This is a genomic window from Streptomyces sp. NPDC050548 (assembly GCF_044457385.1).
Classification (GTDB): domain Bacteria; phylum Actinomycetota; class Actinomycetes; order Streptomycetales; family Streptomycetaceae; genus Streptomyces.
The window spans coordinates 256,820-278,602 of record NZ_JBITGV010000007.1 but is presented as its reverse complement, the minus strand read 5'-3'; the positions used below and the strand labels follow the sequence as shown (position 1 = coordinate 278,602).

The 21,783-nt window shown below is 65.9% G+C and carries 18 protein-coding genes and 1 pseudogene; 7 read left to right on the top strand and 12 right to left on the bottom strand.

Features of this window, described 5'->3' with window-relative positions; genetic code table 11:
* Nucleotides 1–349: 349 nt before the first annotated feature.
* The 3 genes from ACIBJH_RS21630 to ACIBJH_RS21620 form a co-directional block, all read right to left on the bottom strand.
* Nucleotides 350–1,327 carry a fumarylacetoacetate hydrolase family protein gene (locus ACIBJH_RS21630; RefSeq protein WP_399118462.1) on the bottom strand — a complete coding sequence of 326 codons (978 nt, stop codon included), beginning with the start codon at nucleotides 1,325–1,327 and terminating at the stop codon, nucleotides 350–352.
* Nucleotides 1,324–2,934, bottom strand: coding sequence for an MFS transporter (locus tag ACIBJH_RS21625; protein WP_399118461.1), 1,611 nt, complete (start codon nucleotides 2,932–2,934; stop codon nucleotides 1,324–1,326). Before ACIBJH_RS21625 ends, ACIBJH_RS21630 begins: the two co-directional genes overlap by 4 nt.
* Nucleotides 2,935–3,060: 126 nt before the next feature.
* Entirely contained in the window at nucleotides 3,061–3,996 is a 936-nt protein-coding gene (locus ACIBJH_RS21620; protein ID WP_399118460.1) for an MBL fold metallo-hydrolase, read from the bottom strand.
* A gap of 127 nt (nucleotides 3,997–4,123) precedes the next feature.
* Here ACIBJH_RS21620 and ACIBJH_RS21615 point away from each other — a divergent pair, with 127 nt between their 5' ends.
* Nucleotides 4,124–4,780 carry a TetR/AcrR family transcriptional regulator gene (locus tag ACIBJH_RS21615; protein WP_399118459.1) on the top strand — a complete coding sequence of 219 codons (657 nt, stop codon included), beginning with the start codon at nucleotides 4,124–4,126 and terminating at the stop codon, nucleotides 4,778–4,780.
* Between the two features lie 243 nt (nucleotides 4,781–5,023).
* Nucleotides 5,024–6,325, top strand: a complete 1,302-nt coding sequence (locus tag ACIBJH_RS21610) for a HEAT repeat domain-containing protein (RefSeq protein ID WP_399118458.1) — start codon at nucleotides 5,024–5,026, stop codon at nucleotides 6,323–6,325.
* A 792-nt stretch (nucleotides 6,326–7,117) separates the two neighbouring features.
* Here the strand turns inward: ACIBJH_RS21610 and ACIBJH_RS21605 are convergent.
* On the bottom strand, nucleotides 7,118–7,603 hold the full coding sequence (locus ACIBJH_RS21605) for a hypothetical protein (protein ID WP_399118457.1): 486 nt from the start codon (nucleotides 7,601–7,603) through the stop codon (nucleotides 7,118–7,120).
* A 418-nt stretch (nucleotides 7,604–8,021) separates the two neighbouring features.
* On the opposite strand from ACIBJH_RS21605, the gene ACIBJH_RS21600 reads away from it, so the two are divergent.
* Together ACIBJH_RS21600 and ACIBJH_RS21595 are read left to right on the top strand one after the other, a co-directional pair.
* Nucleotides 8,022–8,462, top strand: coding sequence for a hypothetical protein (locus ACIBJH_RS21600; RefSeq protein ID WP_399118456.1), 441 nt, complete (start codon nucleotides 8,022–8,024; stop codon nucleotides 8,460–8,462).
* Between the two features lie 152 nt (nucleotides 8,463–8,614).
* The gene (locus ACIBJH_RS21595) at nucleotides 8,615–9,226 is read left to right on the top strand and encodes a hypothetical protein (protein ID WP_399118455.1); all 612 of its coding nucleotides are present in this window, start codon (nucleotides 8,615–8,617) and stop codon (nucleotides 9,224–9,226) included.
* A gap of 537 nt (nucleotides 9,227–9,763) precedes the next feature.
* On the opposite strand, the gene ACIBJH_RS21590 is transcribed toward ACIBJH_RS21595, so the two are convergent.
* The 5 genes from ACIBJH_RS21590 to ACIBJH_RS21570 all read right to left on the bottom strand — a co-directional run bounded on the left by ACIBJH_RS21590 (nucleotide 9,764) and on the right by ACIBJH_RS21570 (nucleotide 16,971).
* A complete protein-coding gene (locus ACIBJH_RS21590; RefSeq protein ID WP_399118454.1) occupies nucleotides 9,764–11,527 on the bottom strand; it encodes an ABC transporter ATP-binding protein in 1,764 nt (587 codons plus the stop codon).
* Nucleotides 11,528–11,596: 69 nt separating this feature from the next.
* Nucleotides 11,597–12,184, bottom strand: coding sequence for a GNAT family N-acetyltransferase (locus ACIBJH_RS21585; RefSeq protein WP_399118453.1), 588 nt, complete (start codon nucleotides 12,182–12,184; stop codon nucleotides 11,597–11,599).
* Nucleotides 12,185–12,238: 54 nt separating this feature from the next.
* A complete protein-coding gene (locus tag ACIBJH_RS21580; protein WP_399118452.1) occupies nucleotides 12,239–13,501 on the bottom strand; it encodes a lanthionine synthetase C family protein in 1,263 nt (420 codons plus the stop codon).
* A 58-nt stretch (nucleotides 13,502–13,559) separates the two neighbouring features.
* Nucleotides 13,560–16,637, bottom strand: coding sequence for a lantibiotic dehydratase (locus ACIBJH_RS21575; protein ID WP_399118451.1), 3,078 nt, complete (start codon nucleotides 16,635–16,637; stop codon nucleotides 13,560–13,562).
* 136 nt (nucleotides 16,638–16,773) lie between these two features.
* Entirely contained in the window at nucleotides 16,774–16,971 is a 198-nt protein-coding gene (locus tag ACIBJH_RS21570) for a hypothetical protein (RefSeq protein WP_399118450.1), read from the bottom strand.
* Between the two features lie 307 nt (nucleotides 16,972–17,278).
* On the opposite strand from ACIBJH_RS21570, the gene ACIBJH_RS21565 reads away from it, so the two are divergent.
* Complete coding sequence (locus ACIBJH_RS21565; RefSeq protein ID WP_399118449.1) at nucleotides 17,279–17,476, top strand: hypothetical protein; 198 nt, start codon at nucleotides 17,279–17,281, stop codon at nucleotides 17,474–17,476.
* A 309-nt stretch (nucleotides 17,477–17,785) separates the two neighbouring features.
* Here the strand turns inward: ACIBJH_RS21565 and ACIBJH_RS21560 are convergent.
* From ACIBJH_RS21560 to ACIBJH_RS21550, 3 genes and pseudogenes are all read right to left on the bottom strand, one after another.
* Nucleotides 17,786–17,971, bottom strand: a pseudogene (locus ACIBJH_RS21560) (substrate-binding domain-containing protein); the annotation flags it as partial.
* A 111-nt stretch (nucleotides 17,972–18,082) separates the two neighbouring features.
* Entirely contained in the window at nucleotides 18,083–18,550 is a 468-nt protein-coding gene (locus ACIBJH_RS21555) for a Shedu anti-phage system protein SduA domain-containing protein (protein ID WP_399118447.1), read from the bottom strand.
* A 172-nt stretch (nucleotides 18,551–18,722) separates the two neighbouring features.
* Nucleotides 18,723–19,298 carry a hypothetical protein gene (locus ACIBJH_RS21550; RefSeq protein ID WP_399118446.1) on the bottom strand — a complete coding sequence of 192 codons (576 nt, stop codon included), beginning with the start codon at nucleotides 19,296–19,298 and terminating at the stop codon, nucleotides 18,723–18,725.
* Nucleotides 19,299–19,761: 463 nt separating this feature from the next.
* Here ACIBJH_RS21550 and ACIBJH_RS21545 point away from each other — a divergent pair, with 463 nt between their 5' ends.
* Both ACIBJH_RS21545 and ACIBJH_RS21540 read left to right on the top strand, forming a co-directional pair.
* Nucleotides 19,762–20,070 carry a trypco2 family protein gene (locus tag ACIBJH_RS21545; protein ID WP_399118445.1) on the top strand — a complete coding sequence of 103 codons (309 nt, stop codon included), beginning with the start codon at nucleotides 19,762–19,764 and terminating at the stop codon, nucleotides 20,068–20,070.
* Between the two features lie 159 nt (nucleotides 20,071–20,229).
* Complete coding sequence (locus ACIBJH_RS21540) at nucleotides 20,230–21,678, top strand: hypothetical protein (protein ID WP_399118444.1); 1,449 nt, start codon at nucleotides 20,230–20,232, stop codon at nucleotides 21,676–21,678.
* Nucleotides 21,679–21,783: the final 105 nt, after the last annotated feature.

Below are 21,783 nucleotides of genomic sequence, written 5' to 3'. Positions count from 1 at the left end.
AAGGCATCACTCGGCGCCTGCTCGACCTCGCGTTCGGAGCAGTCGGCCAGTGCGCCGCGAAGGGCAACCGCGAGGTCCCCCGCGGCGATGCTCCCGCCGTGCGTGTCCGTGAGCGGCAGATCGAAGACGACCGAGCTGTCCAGCCGCTGCCCGTCCCGTACGACGACGCGGCCGACATCGCCTCGTTGAGCCTCGTTGAGGGGACGTCACCACCCCGCGGACGAGCCGGACCTCCGGTCCGAGGGCGGACGCCGTGGCGCGGCCGAGCATTTCGTGCGCCAACTGCGCCTGCGGACCGGAAATCGAGGGTGGCCCGAGAACTCCTGAGCCGGCCTGGCCGCGGAACTGATCACGATCGTGCGGCAGGCCCCGTCTCCCCGGATCGGAGTCCCTGACGTGCGCGTGGCACGGGTATGGGCGGCACGCCTTCTACGACGGTGTTGCTGATGCTTCCGATCCCCTGCACGGTCATGGTGACCGTGTCTCCGGGAGTGAGCGGAGGTGGTTCCAGGATGCGGTGGCGGCCCCAGAGTTCGGCCAGGCAGCCGCCGTTGCCGCAGGTGCCGGAGCCCAGGACGTCGCCGGGGCGGACCCAGGTGCCGCGGGAGGCGTAGGCCGTCATCTCCTCGAAGGTCCAGGACATGTTGGCGAGACGGTCATGACCGACCGTCGCTCCGTTGACCGCGACGGTGAGGTGGAGGTCCAGGAAGCCGTCGGCCGTGCGGTGGGGTTCGAGTTCGTCCGCGGTGACCAGCCAGGGGCCGAGGGTGGTGGCGGAGTCCTTGCCCTTGGCCGGGCCCAGGCCGACTCTCATCTCGCGGCCCTGCAGGTCGCGGGCGGACCAGTCGTTGAGGATCGTGTAGCCGATGATGTGCTCGCGGGCCTGGTCCGGGCCGAGGTCGCGGCCGGCCCTGCCGATGACGGCGGCTACTTCCAGTTCGAAGTCGAAGCGCTCGCAGCCGGGCGGGACGTGTACGTCGTCGTGGGCGCCGAGCATCGCGTAGGGGTTGGTGAAGTAGAACGTGGGGGCCGCGTACCACTCTTCGGGGACGGTGTCGCCGTGGCCGCGCGCCATGCCTTCCACGTGACGTTCGAAGGTGACGAAGTCCCGCACCGTGGGCGGCTGGAGAGGAGGGAGCAGTCGTATGTCCGCCAGGGGCAGGGGGGATGTGCCGGCCAGGGCGTCCTCCGCCGCCGTGCGCAGGGTGTCCTCTCCCGCCTTGATGAACTCCAGGAGTTCCGCGGGGACTTCGAAGGGGTGGACCTTGTCGTCCACCACGACTCCCGACTGCCGTCGGCCGCCGTGCAGGAAGGTCGCGAACCTCATGACCGGCTCCCTTCCGGCCGGGCCGGGGCGGCGCCGCGCGGCCTGACGCCCAGGCTCACGGCGGCGATCACGGCGGCGGTCACGCAGGCTCCGGCGGTGAGCAGGAGGACATCGCCGTATCCGGCCGCCAGGGCCCGTTCGGTGAGTGGGGCGATCTTGACGCTGAGCGGACCCAGGTCGGCGGTGTGCAGCGCGAGCGGGCCGCCCGCGTCGAGTACGGCCGTGGCCGTGCCGTGTTCGGCGGGGGTGAGTGCCGCCGCGCCGAGGCTGTCGGTCAGTTGGTGGGTGGCCGTGGCGAGGGCGACGGCGCCGACGACCGCGGGACCGAGGGTCTGGCCGAGGTCGCGGACCAGGCTGGTGGTCGCGGCGGCCATGCCGGTGAGGTGGAGTGGTACGGCGTTGACGGCGGCGGCGGTGACAGCGGCGACGACGAGTCCGAAGCCGACGCCGCTGAGCACGAGCGGCCCCAGCAGGGCGGGTATCCCGGTCTCGTGCACCGGCACCGCGCGCAGCCACAGTTGGGCCGCGGCCAGTGAGACGAAGCCGGTGACCAGCATCGGGCCCGGGCCCACCCGCTGGAGCAGACGGACCAGCAGTGGCCAGATGAGCGGGGTGACGGATTGGATGATCAGGAACGACACCGCGACCCGCAGCGGGCTCTGGTGCTGGATGACACCGAGCCGGATGCTCAGGTCGTACGCGCCGCCCAGGAAACCGAACATGCCGATCACCGCCATGGCGGCCGAGGCCGAGAACGCGGGACTGCGGAACAGTTCCAGGCGCAGCATCGGTGACGTGCCGCGTGACTCCGCCGCGATGAACGCCCCCAGCATCACCGCGGCGACGACGAAGGAGCCGGCGACCGTCACCGACCCCCAGCCGTCGGTGGGGCCCTGGATGATGCCGTAGAGGAGGGCCAGCAGGGCGAGGGCGATGGTGATCTGCCCCGGCCAGTCCAGTGAGCGGCCTTCGGGTGCGCTCGATTCCGCGGCCAGCCGCCAGGCCACGGCCGCGGTGACGACCGCCAGGACGCCTGCGGCCGCGAACGCCCAGTGGAAGGAGGCGTGTTCGACGACCGCGCCGGAGAGCAGCGGAGCGATGAGGGCGCCCAGGGACAGCGCGGTGGTCCAGGAGGCGAGTCCCCGGGCGCGGGCCGCCGGTGTCGGGGTCCCGGCGGTGATCACGGCGAGGGAGGCGGGGAAGAGGGCCGCGGCGCCGATGCCGGACAGCGCCTGTCCGGTGATCAGCTGCGCCGGTGAGCCGGAAGTGGCGGAGACCAGATAGCCGACCGCCGCCAGGAGGGCGCCGCCCACCAGGAGTTTCTTACGGCCGTACAGGTCGCCCACGACACCGAAGGTCAGCGCCAGGACCGCGGCGGGGACGAGGAACGCGTCGGTGATCCAGGTGAGTTCCGCACCGGAGGTCCCCAGGGAGCGCTGGATGACGCCGTTGATCGCGGCGGGCAGGACGAGGCCGATCTGGGCGAGGCAGACCGCCAGGCATCCGGCGACGATGGTGCCCGGGTGCGGGACGGCCGGCGTGCCGGACGGGTCGGCGGGTGGGCCGGAGGGTGCGGCGGGTGGGTCGTAGGCGGGGCTGGAGACCATGTCTCCTCCTTCGTGGGTGCGGGTCATGGCCGGCGGGGAGGGGTGCGGCGACGGAGCCGGCAGTCGAGGGGGGCCGTCAGTCGGTGGGGGCCGTCAGTCGGTGGGGGCCGGCGCGGTGGACGCGGCTCAGGGGCAGGCGAGGCAGGCCATGCGGCCGAAGAGCTGGGGGCCGTCGAGCGGGGGCAGGCCGGGGTCGAGTTGGCGGTAGACGGTGTAGACGTTGACCGCGAGGCGTTCGCTCTCCTCCAGGCCGGCGAAGGGACCGAGGCGGATGTCCCGGGCCGCGTCCGCGGCCGGCATCCCGGCGGTGAACCGGGCGGTGGCCTCTTCATGGACGTACGACAGGTAGTCGCGGACGGCCCGGACGGCCTTCTTGGTGGTGACCGGGCCGTGTCCGGGCACGACGGTGTCCACGTCGAGGCTCAGCAGCAGGTCGCAGGCGGCCAGGCCGCACGCGAACGGGCCGTGCCAGACGAGGGGGGTGGAGCCGGCGAAGACGATGTCACCGGTGTAGACGGTCCGGGCGCCCGGGACGTGGACGATCGTGTCTCCGGCGCTGTGCGCGGGGCCCGCGTCGATCAGCCGGACCTCCGTCCCCCCGATGTCCAGGACCGTCTCGCCGTCGAACACCCGGTTCGGGAGGACGGGTCGGACGTCGCGATGGTCGAAGCGAGCGAAGATCCGGCGGGCGTACCGTCCGGCGTCGCTGTCCTCGGCCAGCAGCGCCCGCACCTCGTCCGGGCCCGCCTGCCGCATGTCGGTAAGGGATCCGCGGGCCGCGATGATCTCGGCGTCGGCCACGAGCTGGTTGCCGAACCAGTGGTCGCCGTTGCCGTGGGTGTTGACCACGGTCGAGATGGGCGCGGTGCCGGTCAGCGGTGCCAGTCCGTCCAGCATGGCCCGGGTCAGACGCAGGTCGAAGAGGGTGTCGACGAGCAGGGACTCGCCCCGGCCGGCGACCAGCCCGGCGTTGCTCATGCCCCAGCCGCCGGCGCTCGGGATCCACGCATGACAACCACGGCCCAGGTCGACCGGGCGCACGGGGGAAACCAGGGAAGCCACGTTGCCTCCAGTTCGAGTCCGTCAATGGACCGGAAATCAATGGACTGGAGTCCATCAATGGACTGCAATCTAAATACGAGGGCTCCGGCGGTCAAGACTCCTGCACGCCTGTGCTGTACTGAGCGCCATGAAGATCCCGGAGGCGGGAGCCACACCCGCGGCGGACGCTCGGCCCGCCGGACGTCGCGAGCGCAAGCGCCGGCAGGTGCGCGACCAGCTCTACGCCGCCGCGCTGGACCTGTTCGTCTCCCAGGGCTACGAGACGACGACCATGGAGCAGATCGCGGAGACCGCCGACGTCGCCCGGGCCACGGTCTTCAACCACTTCTCCCAGAAGGTCGGCTTCCTGGAGGAGTGGGGCGCCCGCCGCCGGGCGCGCGTCGCGGAGATACTCGGCTCGTCCCCGGCGCAGGACCTGTCGGTCGGCGACCGGCTGCGCCGCTACCTCCGGGAGATGGCCGAGCTCAACATCGCCTCCCGGGCGGAGACCACCATCCTGATGGACGCCGCGGCCCGGGTCGGCAGCCTCCTGCACGACCCGTCCCTCGAAATCGAACTGGCGAAGATCGTCGAGCAGGGGCGGCAGCGCGGCGAGCTCCGGACAGGCGTCGACGCCGAACAGATCGGCGCCATGCTGGCCGCCTGCTATTTCTCCACGATCCTGCGCTGGATCCGGGCGGAGCCCGCTCCGTTCGACCTGCGCGACCGCCTTGACGGCGCCCTCGACGTCATCCTGCTCGGCATGCTCGCCCGGGAAGGGAAGGGCGCGCCTTCCAGCCGCTGAGCCGGGCCCACCGCCACCGGATGATGCGCCGGGTCGAAACAGACCTGCTGCCGGCGGGCGGTCGTCATACGGCTGTCATACGGCCCGGAAGCGGGCAAGTGGCACCGGCCGCACGGCCGACCGCTCTTTTTACGAACGGCTTGCCCGAAAGACGTGCGAACAGCGAGGCCGCTGGGGCGATGTCAGACCCCTGCGGAATCATGACGCCCGGAAGTCCGGTCGACCCTGTCGGAGGGGCACGTGGTGAACGCCGGCCTGATACGGGACCTCGGCACGCCGGACCGGTACGAGGCGGCAGCGGACGCGTTGGTCACCCTCGGCGCCGACGGGGTGGAGGAGTTGGTGCGGGAGGTGATGGACGCGGAGTCCCCGGTGGACTGGTTGCCGGTCGCCTCCGTACTCGGGCGGATCGGGGACGCGGGGTTCGACGGTCTACTCCGGGGGCTCGTCTCCGCGTCCACCGATGAGTCCCGTAAGCGGGTCGGTTTCGCGTTCTCCCAACTCGGAGTGGCCGTTCTCGGCCGTTACACCGCGGCCCTCGCCCACCCCGTGCCGCTCGTGCGCCGACTGGCCGTCCGGGGGATCGAGCACTGCGGCGAGGCCGGCCGGTCCGCCGCCGTCCTGCTGCCGCTGCTCGGCGACCCGGACCAGGAGGTCGCCCGGCAGGCCCAGGACACCCTGATCCGCACCGGCGAGCACGTGATTCCACTGCTCCGGCGCGTCCGGAAACAGGGGCCGGGCCGGCAGCGGGCGCGGGCGTTGACCGTACTCGCCGAACTCGGTGGCGAACCGGCTCTGTCGCCCGCCGACACCGCCGCGATCGAGCGACTCATCCGCATCAAGCTCCCGGACGACCGGCCCGAACCGCTGTGGGCCTGCTGGAACTTCTGGATGGCCGTCCCCGGCGGGGACCAGGCCGGGATCATGCGCACCCTCGGCCTGACCGACCCACGACCCGTGACCTTCGCGCTCGGCAACGACATCGTCGACGCCGACGGCCACGGCTGCGACACGGACGAACACACCGGCTACGAGCGGGTCTTCGTCACCCCCGAACTCGCCGGCTGGACCCTCGTCCTCGGCGCCTGGTGCGACCCGCACGGCCAGGAGCGCCGCGAGGACGTGCTGCGCCTGTGCACCGAGCTGAGTGCCCGCTACGGCCGGGCCCAGGCGTACTACTACGGCGGCCAGGGCGACGGCTCCGCCTGGCTCGTCGCCGAGCACGGCACGGTGATCCGGCGTTACGCCGAAACCGGCGAGGCGGAGGACGAGTTGCTGACCCTCGGCGAGCCGCTGCCGTACGAACGAACACGCCGTACGGAACTGGGTCTGCACCCCGACTGGGACGCCGCGCAGGAGAGCGAGGACGACGAGAACGAGTGGCGCTGGACCGCGCACGACCTCGCCCCGGACATCGCCCGCTCCCTCGGCACCCCAAGCCCTCTCGACCTCACCGCCGACACACCGTCACGCGGCACCGGCGTCATCGCCCTGACTCCGTACGGCGTCGCCCACGGCGTACCGGCGGGCGCGTACCGTGTCTGAGTCGCGGTGGCAGGGATCGCCGATGCTCCGTAGTCGACAAGTTCGCCGATCATCGACAGCGGTACGAACCCGTGCTCCCCTCGGTCTCCGTCGAAGTCGCGGTAGACGACGTAGTGGATGGTGTGGCCGGAGCGGAGTAGCACGCTGAACATCGGTCATTCCTGCTCGGCGGAGAGCACACGATGGATCTCCGTGGCCGTGTCCCAGGGGATCTCCAACACGCGAGGATGACGGCACGAGGGACCGACACCACCGGGGCGCGAGGGTCGCCCCGCTCCGTCTCGGTTCCCGTCTCGGTTCCCGTCTCATTTGTCGCCGTTCACGACCGTTCAGACGAGACTCGTCATGGGCGGATCGGAGGCAGCTTCCGGCGCTTCCGGCCGCCGTGACCGTCAGGGACCGTTATCAACTGCCCTACTCCGAGGGTCAGTGCACCCCAGCCCGCGAGGGTGCCGGCGTGCCTGCGGCGTTGCCGCCAGACGAACCACATGCCAAGAGCCAGGCAGATGGCACCACCGGCCCCGAGAGTCACCGCATTGAGCATTCCCGCCTCCGGACGGAAGCGTACCGATCCAGGAGGTGTGAGGAGCCGGTGAGTTGACGGCAACGACGGCAACGACGGCAACAGACTGAAGCCGCGAGCGTCAGCGATCAGCTGACAGGCTGCCGGAGTCAGTGCCCCGCCTGGTCAGGTGCTCGCACGACGGACCCGGACGGAACAAGCCGCGCGTCCAGGCAGGTCGGGGAACTCGCACATGTCGGCCGCAGCGTTCGAGGCACCCCCGTGGCCCATCACGAGGCTCCCCACACGATGTAGCCCTTGAGGCTGTCGAGTTTCTGGAAGGGGCCGGGGGACCGAGGTATTTCAAAGCGCCAGTCTCCGCCGGATCCGCCCTGCCACTGCACGGTGGCGGTATTGGCCTGAATAAGGGCACCTCCGGCTTGCCGGTAGGCGACGGAGATGACGGCACGCTGATCGGAGTAGCTGTCGAAGCGAAACCCGGCCGGTTGCAGCATCGTGCCGGGTTCGGGCGAGGAGGGCTTGCCTGCCTCGGCTTCGCGCCTGGTGCGCGCACTCACGTAGCCCTCTCGGCCCTCGCCGTAGGTTTGCGCTGCCACTACAGCCTTCCACTGCGGCGACAGCGGAAAGCGGGTGCCGATCTGGAAGGCGGCGAGAAGCGCACCGGCGGAGTTGTGCGCGTAGCAGCGCGCGATGTCCCCGGCGGTCCTCTTCGGCCCCAGGGTGGGAGACGTAGGTACGGCGACGGTGCGGAACATCTGCCAGGAGACCCCCTCGGGCGGGGTCGCGAGACCGACTCGCCGGCCGGAGGCGTGTGTTGTCGGGCAGCTCTTCTCACTTCCCGTGGACGCTGCACCAGTTGTGGCTGTTGCCGGCGGCTTGTCCGCTGCAACTGGTGCGGACTGGCAGCCGGCGGCCGCCGCTGTGGCGAGGAGTGTGAACGTCAGCCGCGCCATGGTGCGGTGTCGTGAGAGAGCCACGGTCGTTGCGTCTCCGGTTTTCGGGGCCGATGTCGTCAGGAGCGCGGGGTTCAGCCGTCGCCGATGATGCCGTACTTCTCCGCGAGTCCGACCCCCATGGCGGTCACAAGCAGGAACGCAGAGGCGGGCAAAAAGTCTGTACCCCGCACACTAAGGTGTCGTGTTCATGCCGCGCACCTATGGGGGGGGGGAGTTGATGCGGCGAACCACGGCAGCCGCGAGTGTCGAGAGTGTCGTCACCATGCTCGTGCCGCTTCTCCTGGCCGGCGCTTCCATGGTGTCGGCCGCGGCGAATGGCTCGCTCACCGTCAGGACCTCGGACCGGAGCGGCAAGCCGGTCTACGCCCAGGTGGCGGTCTACAACACGAGGACGAACGACTTCCGCTTCATCGACGGCAACAAGAAGACATCGCTGCCCGACGGCAGTTACGAACTCGCCACCTCCTTCACCGGCGGCAACGGCGAGGACGGCGTCGGCGGCGGCCGCAGCGTGAAGGTCTCCGGGGCCACGACGACCACGTTCGACGCCCGAAAGGGCCGTCCGGTCAAGGTCTCGATCAGTCCCGCCCCGGGCAGCGGATACGACCGCACGGCAGCGCGGCCGTCTGCACCACCGACAACAGCCCGGCGACCATGAGCATGTCGGCCGCACCGGGCGACCTGTACGTCATCCCGAACAGCAGCAAGGCGTACGAGCTGGCCTACGGCACCACGTACGAACCGCGGTCGACGACCGGCGGCGACTTCTGACTGGCCTCCGCCACGCACAGCCGCAGCGTCCCGGCCGGGGTGTCCGCGGCACTCAGGAAGTCGGGGCTGACCACCCTCAAGGTGTACGCGCGTTCCGGTCCCGACAGCGGACAGTCGCGGTTCTCGTTCAACGGCGAGCCGGCCAGCGGATACGACTGCTCGTCGTCCATGGACATCCTCGACTTCCAGCGCGCCGTACACCTGGTACCACCAGCTGTACTTCGGGAGCGGCACCCGTTCGCCGACCCCACGCTCACGGCGGGCGGGGTCCTGGCCTCCGGCACGGTGAAGCTGACGCACGCGGGCAGGACGCTCTACTCGCACAAGTACAGCCCCTCGCAGGAGATCGGCGCGCAGCCGCGGATCCCGGGGCCGGGCTGGTACACGATCACCGAAACCGGTCACCGCGACCATCTGCCGGCCGGCTCGCTGTCGACCTCCTCCAGCCTCTCCCTGCACTTCTACGCCGACGCGGGCAAGAACCAGCAGATCCGTGCCTACATCACGCGGTTCTCGCCCGAGGCACTGAACTCCAGGAACCAGGCGGCCGCCGGGTCGACCACGACCGTCGACCCGGGCATGCAGCGCAACGGCACGGGCGACAGCACGAGAGGCCGACTCTCGGACAGCGTGAAGTCCGTACGTGCCTGATACACCACCGACAACGGCTCCACCTGGCACGCCGTCACCACGAAGCTGTCCGGCGCCAAGTGGACCACCGCCGTCCACAACCCGGCCGCCTCCGGCCGCGTCGGCCTGCGCTCGACCGTCACCGACACCCACGGCGACAGTTCGACGACCACGGTGTACAACGCGTACGCCGTGGGCTGAGGACAGCACGGTTCGTCGTCCATCACCTTTCGAGTGATGGACGACGAACCGTCCAGGAGTTATTGCTTTGTACTAGGCACAGCAGACCGGGGCAGCCTCATCGGGTGTGAATCCCGTGGAGGAGGTCTGCCAGATGGGCCCACCGGGGCAGTCGTCAGTGAAACCGCCCTGGGGGCCTTTGACACCCGGAGTTCCGGTGGGGCTGATGACGATGTCGAGGTCAAACTCCGAGAGATCGGCATCGAGGGTCGAAAGAGTTGCAACAGTCACGGTCTTACCTTTCCATGGAATAACTGTTCAGGCGGGGGATGAGGCTTTTCTGCACTACCCTCCGGGATTCACTTCCTCCCTTTGTTTTCAGTGGATTAGGTCCCGCATGATGTCGACGTCCGATGACTGGCCGGCCACCAACTCTCTATAGGCAGAACATCGGCCCATGAGTGTCGGATGATCTGCCGTGTCGACTACGCTCCCATTCCCCATCACGACAACGTGATGGGCATGCTGGACAGTCGAGAGTCGGTGTGCGACCACAATTACGGTGCGCTTCACCGACAGGTCGTCAACTATGGCGCGAAAGAGCTTCTCATTCATCCCGTCCAGCTGACTGGTCGGCTCGTCAAGCATCACGATCTGCGCATCCGAGACCATTGCACGAGCCAGCGCCAATCGTTGACGTTGCCCACCGGACAGGTCTGCTTCCCGGCCGATGACGGTATCGAGTCCGGAGGGAAGGGCTCTTATCACGCTGGACAGGCCGACTGCGTCAAGGGCGGCAAGTATGTCGTCGTCCGGCATGTCGGGAGGACCACCCAACAGGACATTTTCTCGAACGGTGGCCTCCAGCAACGTGAATGCCTGGTCGATATAGGCCACGTTGGTTCGAAGTGCACTGAGTGGCCATTCTTCGATGGCATGCCCCAGAACTTCGATCCGTCCTGCATCCGGCCGATAAAGACGGTCGACAAGCGCGAGCAATGTGCTTTTCCCTGCGCCCGAAGGGCCCACGACAGCCGTGAGTCCTATCCTGGGGATGGAGAAGGTCACATCTCGCAGGGCTTGATCGCTTGCTCCGGGGTAGGAATGAAAGACGGAATTGAAAGACACTGCAGGAGCATCCACAAGCGGGCCGGGAGCGGGACGCTGAACAGCCACATCTTCTTCTCCCGGCATGCCAAGCAATTGTTCACACCGCTCCCTGGCGGCGCGACCCGCCTGGAGTCTGGTGAGTGAGCCGGCCAGTGTCGTAGCAGGGCCGAAGGCTTGGAAAACATAGATCAGGAACGCGCCGAAGGAGGCGACAGTCAGTTGGTGATCCCCAAGGCGATATCCCCCCACCAGGATGACGGCGACCATGGCGATCTGATTCCCGAGCGCTATCGACGCGGGGATGAGTGCTTCAAGCCGGTTTCCCTTCAGGGCGAGGACTCGGAGTTCGTCGGCATCCGCGTTGATCTTATTGAAAATGAGCGCTTCCGCCCGGAACGCCTTGATCGCCGTGAGGGCACCCAGGTGGGCAGTTATTTTGTGAGTTAGTTTACCTACGGCTGCCTGCTGCCCGGAGAAGTTCGCTTTCACCCGGCGCAGCACAGTGAAGATGACTCCGAGAGCAACGGCCATGGAGGTCGCGGTGACCAGCGTGAGAACCCAGTCCAGCCATGCCATGACCACTACGGACCCGAGCAAGGCAGCACCTGCCACGGGTATTTGAGCCATGACGTCGGTGATATGGCGAAGCTGAGACACGTCGAAGGTAATACGGGAAGAGACAGTTCCCGTGCCCTCCGTGGCGATGTTCGACAAAGGCAGACGGAGTGCGTGTTGGACGAGCCGACCGCGCAGTTTGAGTACTACTAGTTCCCCGGAACGCGTGACGAGGTAGCCCGATACCGCTTGAGCGCAGGATCCCGCGACGACCAGAAGGCACATCGACACAACGGGCATGACGACCGAACGACCGTCGGCAAATCCATTGATGATGTTCCGGACGAACAGAGGCACTGACAACGTGGCAGCAGCTGCGATCAGCGCCAGAAGTATTCCCAGAGAGAACTGCCACGCGTGGGACCTCAGCTCATGCCAGATGAGAATGCGTGTGGTTCGAGAAGGAGGATGTGACACGACGGGTTCTCTCTCCGCTGACGTTGTTCCACAGTGGGGCCTTGAAGAGGACGTGAATCGAGCAGCCGGTCAGTCCACGGGGGAAAGGTAGGGAATGACTGACAGCAGTCCGAGATCGTGCGGCAGAAGAGCGGCGAGCCACGCATCGCGCTGAGTCCCGTCCTGTGTCAAGCGGCCACGCAAAGTGCCCTCAAGCTGAAATCCAGCCTTCAGTACCATTGCCATGGAAGCATCGTTTCCGACTTCTCCCACGCCCTCGATGCGAACCAGCCCCAGGTCACTGAAAGCCCATCTGCACACCTCACGGACGGCCTCAGTCGTGTAGCCCTTGCCGCGCTGTTCTTTTACGGTCCAGCAGCCGATATAGGCCATGGACTCGCTTCGCCCGACTGTGCTGACCCCGAAGATGCCGAAACAGCCCACCAGATCACCGGAATTCTTGGTGCGCACTCCGAAGACGTAGTGATGGTCGGCTTTCCAGCCGCCCTCGCACGTGTTCAGCACGAAGTTACGCGCCTGCTCAAGATTTCCGGGCACAGGAACAGTGGTCCAGCGCCTGATCTCCGGATCCGCCCAGGCTGCCACGATGGCATCCAGGTCGGCCAGTTGCACCTGACCCAGTATCAGGTTCTCGGTCTTCAGTGTTACCGGCTTCATTTCGCATTCCCTCAACGGTCTCGAATTCGCTTAGGTCAGGGGTAGGGAAATCGGCTAGCGAACCAGCAGAGCCGCGTCCCAGGGGATGGCTTCCTCTGCCGGGTTGGCGTAGCTCTCCAGAGCTATAGCGATTCCTGCAGATCCCTCCAGGAACCCGGGGTAATCGGCGCCTTCCGAATGATTGACCACCTGGGAACGAAACCCGAAGGGGAACCGCTCCTCAAAGGTTTCCACAAGGATCTCCGCGATCGTTTCCTGAAGCTTTCGGGCACCCGACACCGAGCCGTCCTGCATGAGAAGACCCGTGAGGTGGAGCGCACCGGCCCAGCCGTGACAGAGGCCGTTGTCGGTGATGTGCCACGATGAGACAGGCGATCCGATCAGCCCTGTCGTCGCGTCCAGTGCCAGGTCGCGCCAATCGTCCCTCGCGAAATTCTGGGCAGCGATCTGGAGAGCCCTGGCCGTCCCCGGGACGCCATAGCACCAGGAAGCGTGGGTGCGAGCAGCCACCGGAGTTCTCCTCTCCCACTGGTCACGGGAGAAGTACCGCGGCCAAAAGGATCCGAACTCGTCACACAGGGTAATTTCCGAATAGAGACAGACAATCCGCTCGGCCGCATCGAGCTGTCCCGGAACCTCGTGTCCCGCCGCGCGCGCCAGCGCGAACAAGGACAGGGGGCCGGCAATGCCATGTGCCAGTCCGAGGTTGAGATGCCCTCGTGCCAACAGATCCTGATCCGACGTGGAGTAAGAAGGAGGAGAGGGGGACCAGAAGCTGGGCCGATGCGAGTTCAGATCTTCTGACATGCGCACCAGACATCGCAGGATTCCATGCAGGTCCTCCGCGAGTTCATCCGCTCTGAGCAGCATGTATCTGCCTACTCCAGCGAGGCCGCTGATCACGTCGAAGCGCCAGACCTCGCCACTTGGTTCCGCCGCGATCCAATCGCACATGGCCGTCGCTCGCGCGCAAATCTCACGGTCAAGTGTCTTCAAGGCCTTCTGGTACCCGCCGGTGAGCCGACGTGCCATCTCCAGCGAGAATGCGAGGCCACAGAGATCGCCCATCAGTCCGAAGTCGACCGCTCGCTTTTCTCTGAGCGCGTCGACGGATCGCTGAAGGTACTGATGCGCTATCGCCATGCTGCCGCTGTCCCTGTGCGCACGGCCGATAAAAAGGAGTGCGATACCAGGGTATCCACGGGCAAGTGACACGGGAGACCAATTCAAATGTACAGAACTCGGAGCGCCGACCAGTCCGGTGTTCATGGTCACTTGATCGGGCGATGACAGCCTGTCGGCAAGCAGGTCGGCCACGTCGAGTGCGGCTCTCTGGCTCGGCGAGGTTCCTTGAGGAAAGGTTCCCGTGGCGGAATCAGTTTGCATACTTGGCTCGACTCCCATGAAGTCTTGCCACATGACCGAGCAGAGTCAGACACTTCTTTTCGTTCTGGACATCTGCACCCATCAACCGGTTGTGCTGCATATGCAGCAGACCACCGAGCGCAACGTCCCGGCGGCGTCTTCCCACCTCGCTCATCGGCTGCCGGCAAAGCAGCGATCCAAGCTCCCGTGCATGCGAAGACTCCTGCCAGAGTTGCCGGATCCCTTCAATACCTGTGGCGTTTTCGAGCAGCTGGGGTGCCTGCCCGGGCACGGAGATCGCTGCCGCGTCCGCGATCTCATTCCTCGTCACCAACCCGCTCGTATCCCTCGGCAGGAATCCCCCGGCCCACTCCGCCCATTTCCATGGGCCCAGGGAATCCAAGAGCGCAGCATGGTTCGCGACCAGAAGGATATTTCTGTCCACGGTAACCTGTCCGGCATTCATACGAGCCAGCTCGGCCAGCACGATCCGACTGTCGATACAGAACACCTGCTCGGCAAGGGGCAGTGCCTCGGCTCCCCCGTAGCGTCCCGTCTCCGGTTCATATTCACAATGAGTAAAACCTCGGGCCAGGCCCGTTTCCCTGAGCCGACGCATGCACGCAAGGAGTGGCTCCCATACGCGGTCCCGCAGTTCCGGTGAAGCAACGTGCAGGCGCAGGCGTATATGCGGTTCCGGCGCGTAGTATCGAATGAAGAACCAGTTGTCGATACTTTCGGCTATATTTTGGAGCAATTGCTCGAACTCGGCGAGGATGCGATCGTGCACCTCCGGCACGGCAGATATCTGCAAAAAAATCCACTCACTGTCGAGCGGGTGCGTGTGTTCTTCCGATCGTTCGATGTCGGCCAGCTCCGCGAGAGTGCCGCGGCGGGAATCCTTATTCACGATCAGCGGAAAGATGAGTTCGTTGCTGCGACCGTCCGACCATCCGTACGACCCGATATTCCTCGGGTCCTCGGTGATCGTCAGGTTATTCTTGGTCATATTCCGGCGCAGTATTTCCCGGTGGAATCTCTGGCCGAGGTCGAGGTCGTAGGACTGGTCCCGTACGGATACACGCACATGCTCGGTCACTTCCAAGTCGTGACGCCACTCGGCCACAGCCGCTTCCCATGCCGCGGGATCCGAGGCGGACGCGATCATCCTCTGGCTGGGACGCCAGGTGAGCAGCGAGGCAACGACCCTGCCGATCGTCACGCGGGGCAGGACGGGGTGCGATTTGTACTGACCCCACTTCCACGGCTGCCATATCTTTCGCTCGGACGCGTACCGGAGTTCGGACAGGAAACGAGCCAGGTTGGGTGCCTCGGTATCAAGCCTGAGCATGTGAGGGACCACCGGAATCACCTCCTGGCCGGTTTTCTCCCAGAGCAGGCGAAGGCCCCGCCGATCCGCGACCAGGAAGAGTTCACGCCAGTCGATGCTGTTGCGCGTGTCTCTTGGGAATCGACCGATCGGTATCTCGTACGGGACGAGTTGAGGAACTTGTGCGACGTTCTGCATGCGCGGCGTACGAGGCTGGAAGGTGACTTGCGCGGAGATGACACCGTCGTGACTGCGGTCGACGAGGGACGTCACCTCATCCTCGATCTCCAGCATGCGTGCGAAGCGTCCCATGGTGGCGCCGGCACTGGGTGCTCCCACCATGGGAGAAGTCACCAGGTGAAAGTCGCCGGAGCTGAGCCTGTGCGCGCTGCTCGCCATGAGCTGGAAGCAGAGTTCCAGCGAGTGCGGGAGCACGGAATCGGAGTCGTCGTCCGCGAGCATATTGATGATGTCCTCATCAACCACCAGCTCACGTCGCGGGTCTCTGAGTGCTCCGTGCACCAGTTCACCGATCTTGACCAGCCGTGCCTCTTCGGTGACTTTCCGTCCGGCGTGATTCTGTTGGGGGATACGAGTGCTGTGACTTACTCTCGGGTTCAAATATCCACGAGGAAAACCGAGACCGGCATGAGCGTCCACGACCCGAGGGAGCGGAACGGCACAGTCCAGGCCGTACTTCTCGACAAACGCCTCATGGTATTCGCGCATGGCTGATGGCGAGTCATGCGGTACAGATATTTTCCACATCGTGGCCGCGTACGACTCGACTTCACTCACCACCGTCCGTGGCAGGGTGATCTCTGCATTCAGCCGCAGGTCGACCTGTGCCGCTTCGCGAGGAAGGGAAACGGGGACCGCAGCGGCCCGCGTCTTCAATTCTTCCCACTTGTCAAGCCCGCGCCCGGCCGGTTCCTTCTCATATGCTTCGAATGCATCTTGAAGAGGGCTCAAGCTGTGAGCAATCGGGGATCCGGATTCTTGGATCTCCATTGCGTCTCCGACTGAACCCTCATCAATGTCCTGCGCATCGAACGAGGTGAGCAGAACTTGACTGCGGATCAATTCATTGAGTGCGGAATCAATAGTGAGTTCATCGACGTCGGTGAATTCTGCCGAAAGCTTCTGGAGAAGCGCTACATATCCGATGGGGCGGCGGGCATTCTCCTCCACCGCAGAGATTACTTTCGTGTAGCGCATCGACAGTTCGTTGCCGGTTGTCCGACCGGTCTCGGCTCCTTCGTGCCCCGTGTTCCCGACGACGAACGGTACGATCAGACGTCCGCCTCGCACGAAGCAGAGGTTGTTCATGACGACGTCGGTCTGCCGACGTATCTCGCGCTCGGCAAGCAGAGCCTGCTGCAGAGCGCGATACCAACCGGCATCGGGGCGTACGGTTTTCGTGTCCGATCCGAAGGAGAACACGCTTGCGGAGTCGCCCATGGAAGCCCGCATGATGCCGGCGTTCAAACCGAAGGGTGTCGGTCTGCCGGTGATACGCAGCACGTACCTAGTGAGCGACACGGCGGCGCTCATCAGCCGTCGCGGGCTCACTTCTTCCCCACGGTCGATCTTGTTCAAAGTCAGGGACAGCGATGCGCTGGACACCGCGACCGCCTCACGGATGACCGGGTCCCGTACCAGTGACTTGATGTAATTCACGATGTCTGTGGACGAGGTGTTTTCAGCGGAGTAAGGAAGTTTTTCGTTGCCCAGCTGCCCTCTCGACAGTGCAGCCATCCTGACGAGAATGGGTTCTGAACCTCGAAAGTCCATAGCCTGCGTCAACGTTTTCTCCTTACCTCATGCCGCCGGAAGAACGGACGGTTCGTCGCCCGGATGCCGGACGACGAACCGTCGTAGATCTACATTCCTGCTAGGCGCAGCAGATCGGCTGGGCCTCGTCAGGCGTGAATGCGGAGCCCCCAGAGGTGTTCCCTGCGGGAGTACAGTTCACGTTGGTGAAGCCGCCCTCGGGGTCCTGGCGGTCCCCGGTTCCGGTCTGAATGATGGCGATGTCCAGGTCGAACTCCGAGAGTTCGGTGTCGAAGACCGGGAGGGTTGCAGTAGTCATTGACTCAGATCCTTTCCTTGGAATCCCAGCAGTGGAATCCCAGCAGTGGGCAACTGTGATGTCTTGCCTCTGCACGGTAAATCTGCGCGCCCCACCGTTCGCAGGAGAGTGTGCAAGTTTGCCGAGACGGGCAACACAAGCGACCAGGGGCATGACGGTTTTGAATCGAAATGACTATCGAGGCAATGGGGACACACCCGCCGGAATGTGCCGCGATTCATTCGAAATCGCTCACGCCCCACGGCTCATGCACCAACTGTGCGGCCAATCAGTGGCACTGAGCTATTTCAGTGTCGACGCTCCAGTGATGGCAGCCGCGACCACTGACGTCATTCGATTCGGGCCGCACCGGACCCGTCAGAAGATCCGTCAGGAATTCGGCCGGGCCGCACCCGGCTCGGTCGATGCACTGGCCGCGGGCAATATGCGGTTGACGGTGCACCGGATCACCGGCAGTTCCCCGTTGTGCGGACTTCTGACGGATGTGGTCAATCGCAACTCATGAAACCTCCGTTCCCTGTCGCTTGATCAACCATGCGTGACATAGGCCGAGCACAGGAAGCCCCAGCATGTGCACATGCCTAATGCTGAGGGGGATAAAGGGTGCACACAGGCTGCCATGGGGATGTCTTGTCAGGCGCGATGCTCTTCGTCGCCGCGGAGGCGACCGCCGCGCACGCCTGCACCACGGTGCGACTACCTGGGTGCCACCGCCACGGCCACCGATGCCGCCCTCCCTCACCGGACCGCCCGCACTTGTCGCCGACAGGGCAACTGCCCATGCCCACAGGGGGATTCCCACAAGGCAGCCAGGTCAGAATCCCCGAGGCGGAGCCGTGGTGCCGCGGGTGACGAGGTGGGGTGTGACGACGACCTCCGTGTCGTCCAGCCCCTTGCCCTCCAGCCGTGCGACGGCCCGGTCCACCGCCGAGCGGGCGATGCGGGGGACTTCCTGTCCCACGGTGGTGAGGTCGATGTGGGTCAGCCGGGCGAGGTGGCTGTCGTCGAAGCCGGCGTTGGTCGTTCATGAAGTATCCGACGTAGTCCTTGTCGGTGATCTGGCCGCCGCACAAGCGGGCCAGGAGCGGTTCGATCGCGGGTGGTGTGTCATTCATGGGGCGGGCTCCTCTTCCGGGTCGGGGTCTGCGTCCTGACGTGCCGATGACAGGGCCAGCATGCGGGCGGCCGAATCCAGCAGGGTCTCGTACGTGATCACTTCTATGCGCGACTGGTGTGTGTTGTAGGTCCGCAGCGTCTCCGCGATCTCCTGGGACGTGACGCCTCCGGTCACGTACCGCGGGTGTCCGATCACGACCGTCGCCGACGCCCGGCGGATGTCGACTCCGTGTTCGGCCAGGATGCCCGGGCGGTTCTCGTCCATGGCCCGGAGGTAGTTCTGCGCCTGGGGGACCGCTCGGTGCGCCGGGGCGCCCAGCATGAGGTGGCCGGAGCGTCGTATGACCAGGTCCTTGATGTTGGCGCGCTTGAGTTCCACCACGTGGAGGGAGCCGTCGCCGCGCAGGAGAGGGATGTCGAGGATGGTGTCCGAGGTGTACTGCCGGCGTGCCAGCTCAGCCACGTAGCCCCGCCGAAGATCCACTCCTGGTTCTTCAGACAGGCGTGGAGGGTGCTCTCGGAGCTGTCCGGTGCCTCCACCGCGGCACGCAGGGCAGCCAAGCCGACCTGCCTGGCCCTCGGTTCGAGCAACTGGGCCAGCATGCCCGCATCGACATCGGCCAGGATGTCGCTCATCATCCGTGCGGCCTCGGCGGAGGCGGGCCGAGGCAGGCTGCGGAGAACCATTTCCATGTGCCGTATTCCTGGAGTCGCCTCGCCTCCTTGGCGGAGAGCCGGATCCCTCCTTCCCCGTCCCCGAGGCTCAGGTAGTCGACGGACTGGGCTATGCCGCGGAACAGGTCACGGGCGTCGGCGGCGCTTGCGTCGGGCTTGTCACGGCACAGGACGTCCAGAGCGGCGACCGCCCTGTCGGCCCCCAGGGCGGCCATCCTCCGCATGTGCTCCTCGCCGCGCTGCCGAGCTTCGTCGTCGTAGTGGTGCTCCAGGATGTCGAGGAACAGCTCACCACCGGCATAGGCCGCGACGCGTTGAAGACGCTGGGCCAATGCGAAGTCTCCCTGGAGGATGGGCTCTTGGGCCACATCCTCCAAGGCGTTCACCAGGGGTCTGCCCTTGCCGTATGTCCCGCCAAGGCCGCCCATGATGTCCAGCACCGCGTCGACGCGCTCCCGGACGCGCGCATCCTCAGTGAGTTCCCGTGCCGTCCGGACCATTTTCCACAGCGTGAAGCCGGATCGAAATGTCGTCACGCGGGCACACTAGGGCCGGGCACTGACAACCACGCTTGGCAGCAGTCCCGGGTGGTCCCTGGCCTGCGCCGCTCCCGAGAGCCTGCATCAGAGCTCTTCGAACCCGAGCAGGCTCGTGATGGCCTCGCACGTTTCCTCGAACCGGGCTCGCGGAGCACGTGCGGCGGCACTCACCATCGCAGCGCGCTTTCGAGCGCATTGGACGTCACCGTTGTGGCGGTCGAACGGTGAACACGGGGGCCGAGGCCCGGAGTTGGCGACCTCTCCTGCTTCGGCGACCACCTCTGGCGGAAGATCGCACAAAGTCGGTCAAAGGCGTAGCGCCGAGGCGTCCGTCGCCGATCGACCTGCCCCGGCCACCGAGTGGTCTCGAATCGTCTTCATGGGGCGGGTGACCTGTGGCGAGATTCCGCCGCGGATGGTCGCCCTCGAAGCCGGGTAGTTTCCCCTTCGGGAGGGCCTTTTGATTGAACTTGCTGAATTGGTAAGGGAGTTGCGCCAGGAGCTCAACGCCGCGCTGGCGGACGGAGCACCGGGGCCCGTGCGGTTCGAACTCGGTCCCGTGGAGATAGAGGCGACCGTCGCCGTCGGCCGCCGCGGCGGGGCGGGCGGGAAAGTTCGGTTCTGGGTCGTCGAAGCCGGGGTCGACGGACAGCGGGAGTCCTCGCAGACCCATCGCGTCCATCTCACGCTGCACCCCAAGCTGATCGCTCCGGACGGCAGTCAACAGAGTGTGCACATCGTGGGAGACGAAGAGGAGGGCGAGCGCTGAGGACGAGGCACCAATAGTGCGGTATGCGGCTCATCAACATCCTGACGGACAGTACGCGGCGCCGTACCCTGGGTCGGCACCATCAGGTCGAGCTCGATGACAGCAGGCGGCGATCGGGAGGTCACGGGGGTGGAGGGGCGGCGCAACGCAGCGCGGGTCATGAACGAGTTGAAGGCCGATGTCGTCACCGTGCTGCAGGAGTCGGACACCGTGCGGCATCCGACCAGCATCAACCTGCTCGTGACCATGCTCGGCCAGGAACTCGGTTCCCCGGTGGAGTTCACGCGGGGCGAGGTCCTGCGCCCTTGGCTGCTCCAACTCGTCAACTTCTGCGCCGACTTCCCGGACGGAATGCCCTGCCTGCTGCGGTGTCTGCAGTACTTGGAACAGAGGACCACCTCGGTCAACGCCCTGGGCCGCCTGGTGGACGAATGGGAAGCCGCCAACTTCTTCGAATGGACCGATCTGCACCCCTTGCAGCCCATCCTGCAGGAGATGCGGTCGCCGTCCGAGATGACGGGGCTCGCCCGTCAGGCCAGCAGCTCACGCATTCAGAAACTGCCTCCACGGTGCGACACCGGCTGGGCGGTGTTCCTCCACCTGGCGGGCAACAACTCGGCGACCGACGAGCCGCCGGTGAGCCTGGCATTCCTCGCCCTGGCCGCACGCAGGCTCATGGACGAGGGCAAGCCTGAGGCCGCCGAGCACGTGCGCCGCTGGATCCGCACGCTGGCCCGGATGTCGAAGACGGAAGACCTGATGGCCGAGTGGCATGTCAGGGAGCCGCTCTCGGTGGTGTCGGACGCATATCTCATGATCCAACTTGAGCCGGACGGCGTCGATCCCGGCGCGTACTTTCTCTCCCACTGGTGGCAGTCGGACACAGAGGGCTGGCATCCCGTCCCGGGTGAGACGTTGCATCTGCGCCGCGACGCACTGCCCTCGGAAGTCGAGAACCTCATCGAGCAGACCGAGGAACGCTGGTCGGATCTGCGCCAGCCGATCGTCCTTGAGTTCATCCTGCCGTGGGAACTGCTCGACGAGCCGGTCGAGTGGTGGCAGAAGGAGTCCCGCTCGGACTCCCCCACGCCTCTGGCAATGGATTACAAGATCGTTTTGCGGAGCTTCGAGCGGCTGCGCAGAGCCGCCTGGCACCGGCCCTGGCACAACAAGTGGGACCAGCTGAACGAGAAGCCGGCGGAAAGCAGGGTGCACCAGAGCCGCCGGGGTGACTCGCAGTTCCATCTGGAGCGGCTGCTGAAGGCGGACAAAAGAACGGTCTGTCTGGTGCTCAGCGAACCTCCGGGCGGTGATTCCACCACCAGTCGGCAGGAGTTCATGGCCGGCTTACGAGCCGGTATACCCGCGATGATCTGGCACCGCGGTGACTGTTCCGACCCCGCCTTCAAGGAAGCTGTCTCCGAGATCCTCCAGGAACGGGCCCTGGGCAGCCTGGAGGAATGGTTCGAAAGATGGCGCGGCGCGGCCCTGGCCAAGGGACCGGAGGGATGGGACAACCACGTGGGACGCCATCTGGCGATCCTGTTCGACGACCCGGAGCGCAGACCGGGGCCGCCGGGGCCCGACCACACTTCGGTGCAGCAGTAAACCCAGCGCTCGTACAGGTCACCGGCGAAAGGGGGTGCGACAAAAGATGAGTTCTCATGCATCCGGAGAGTGCCGACGCGCCCCCGGGAGGCGCCTTCGCGCCGG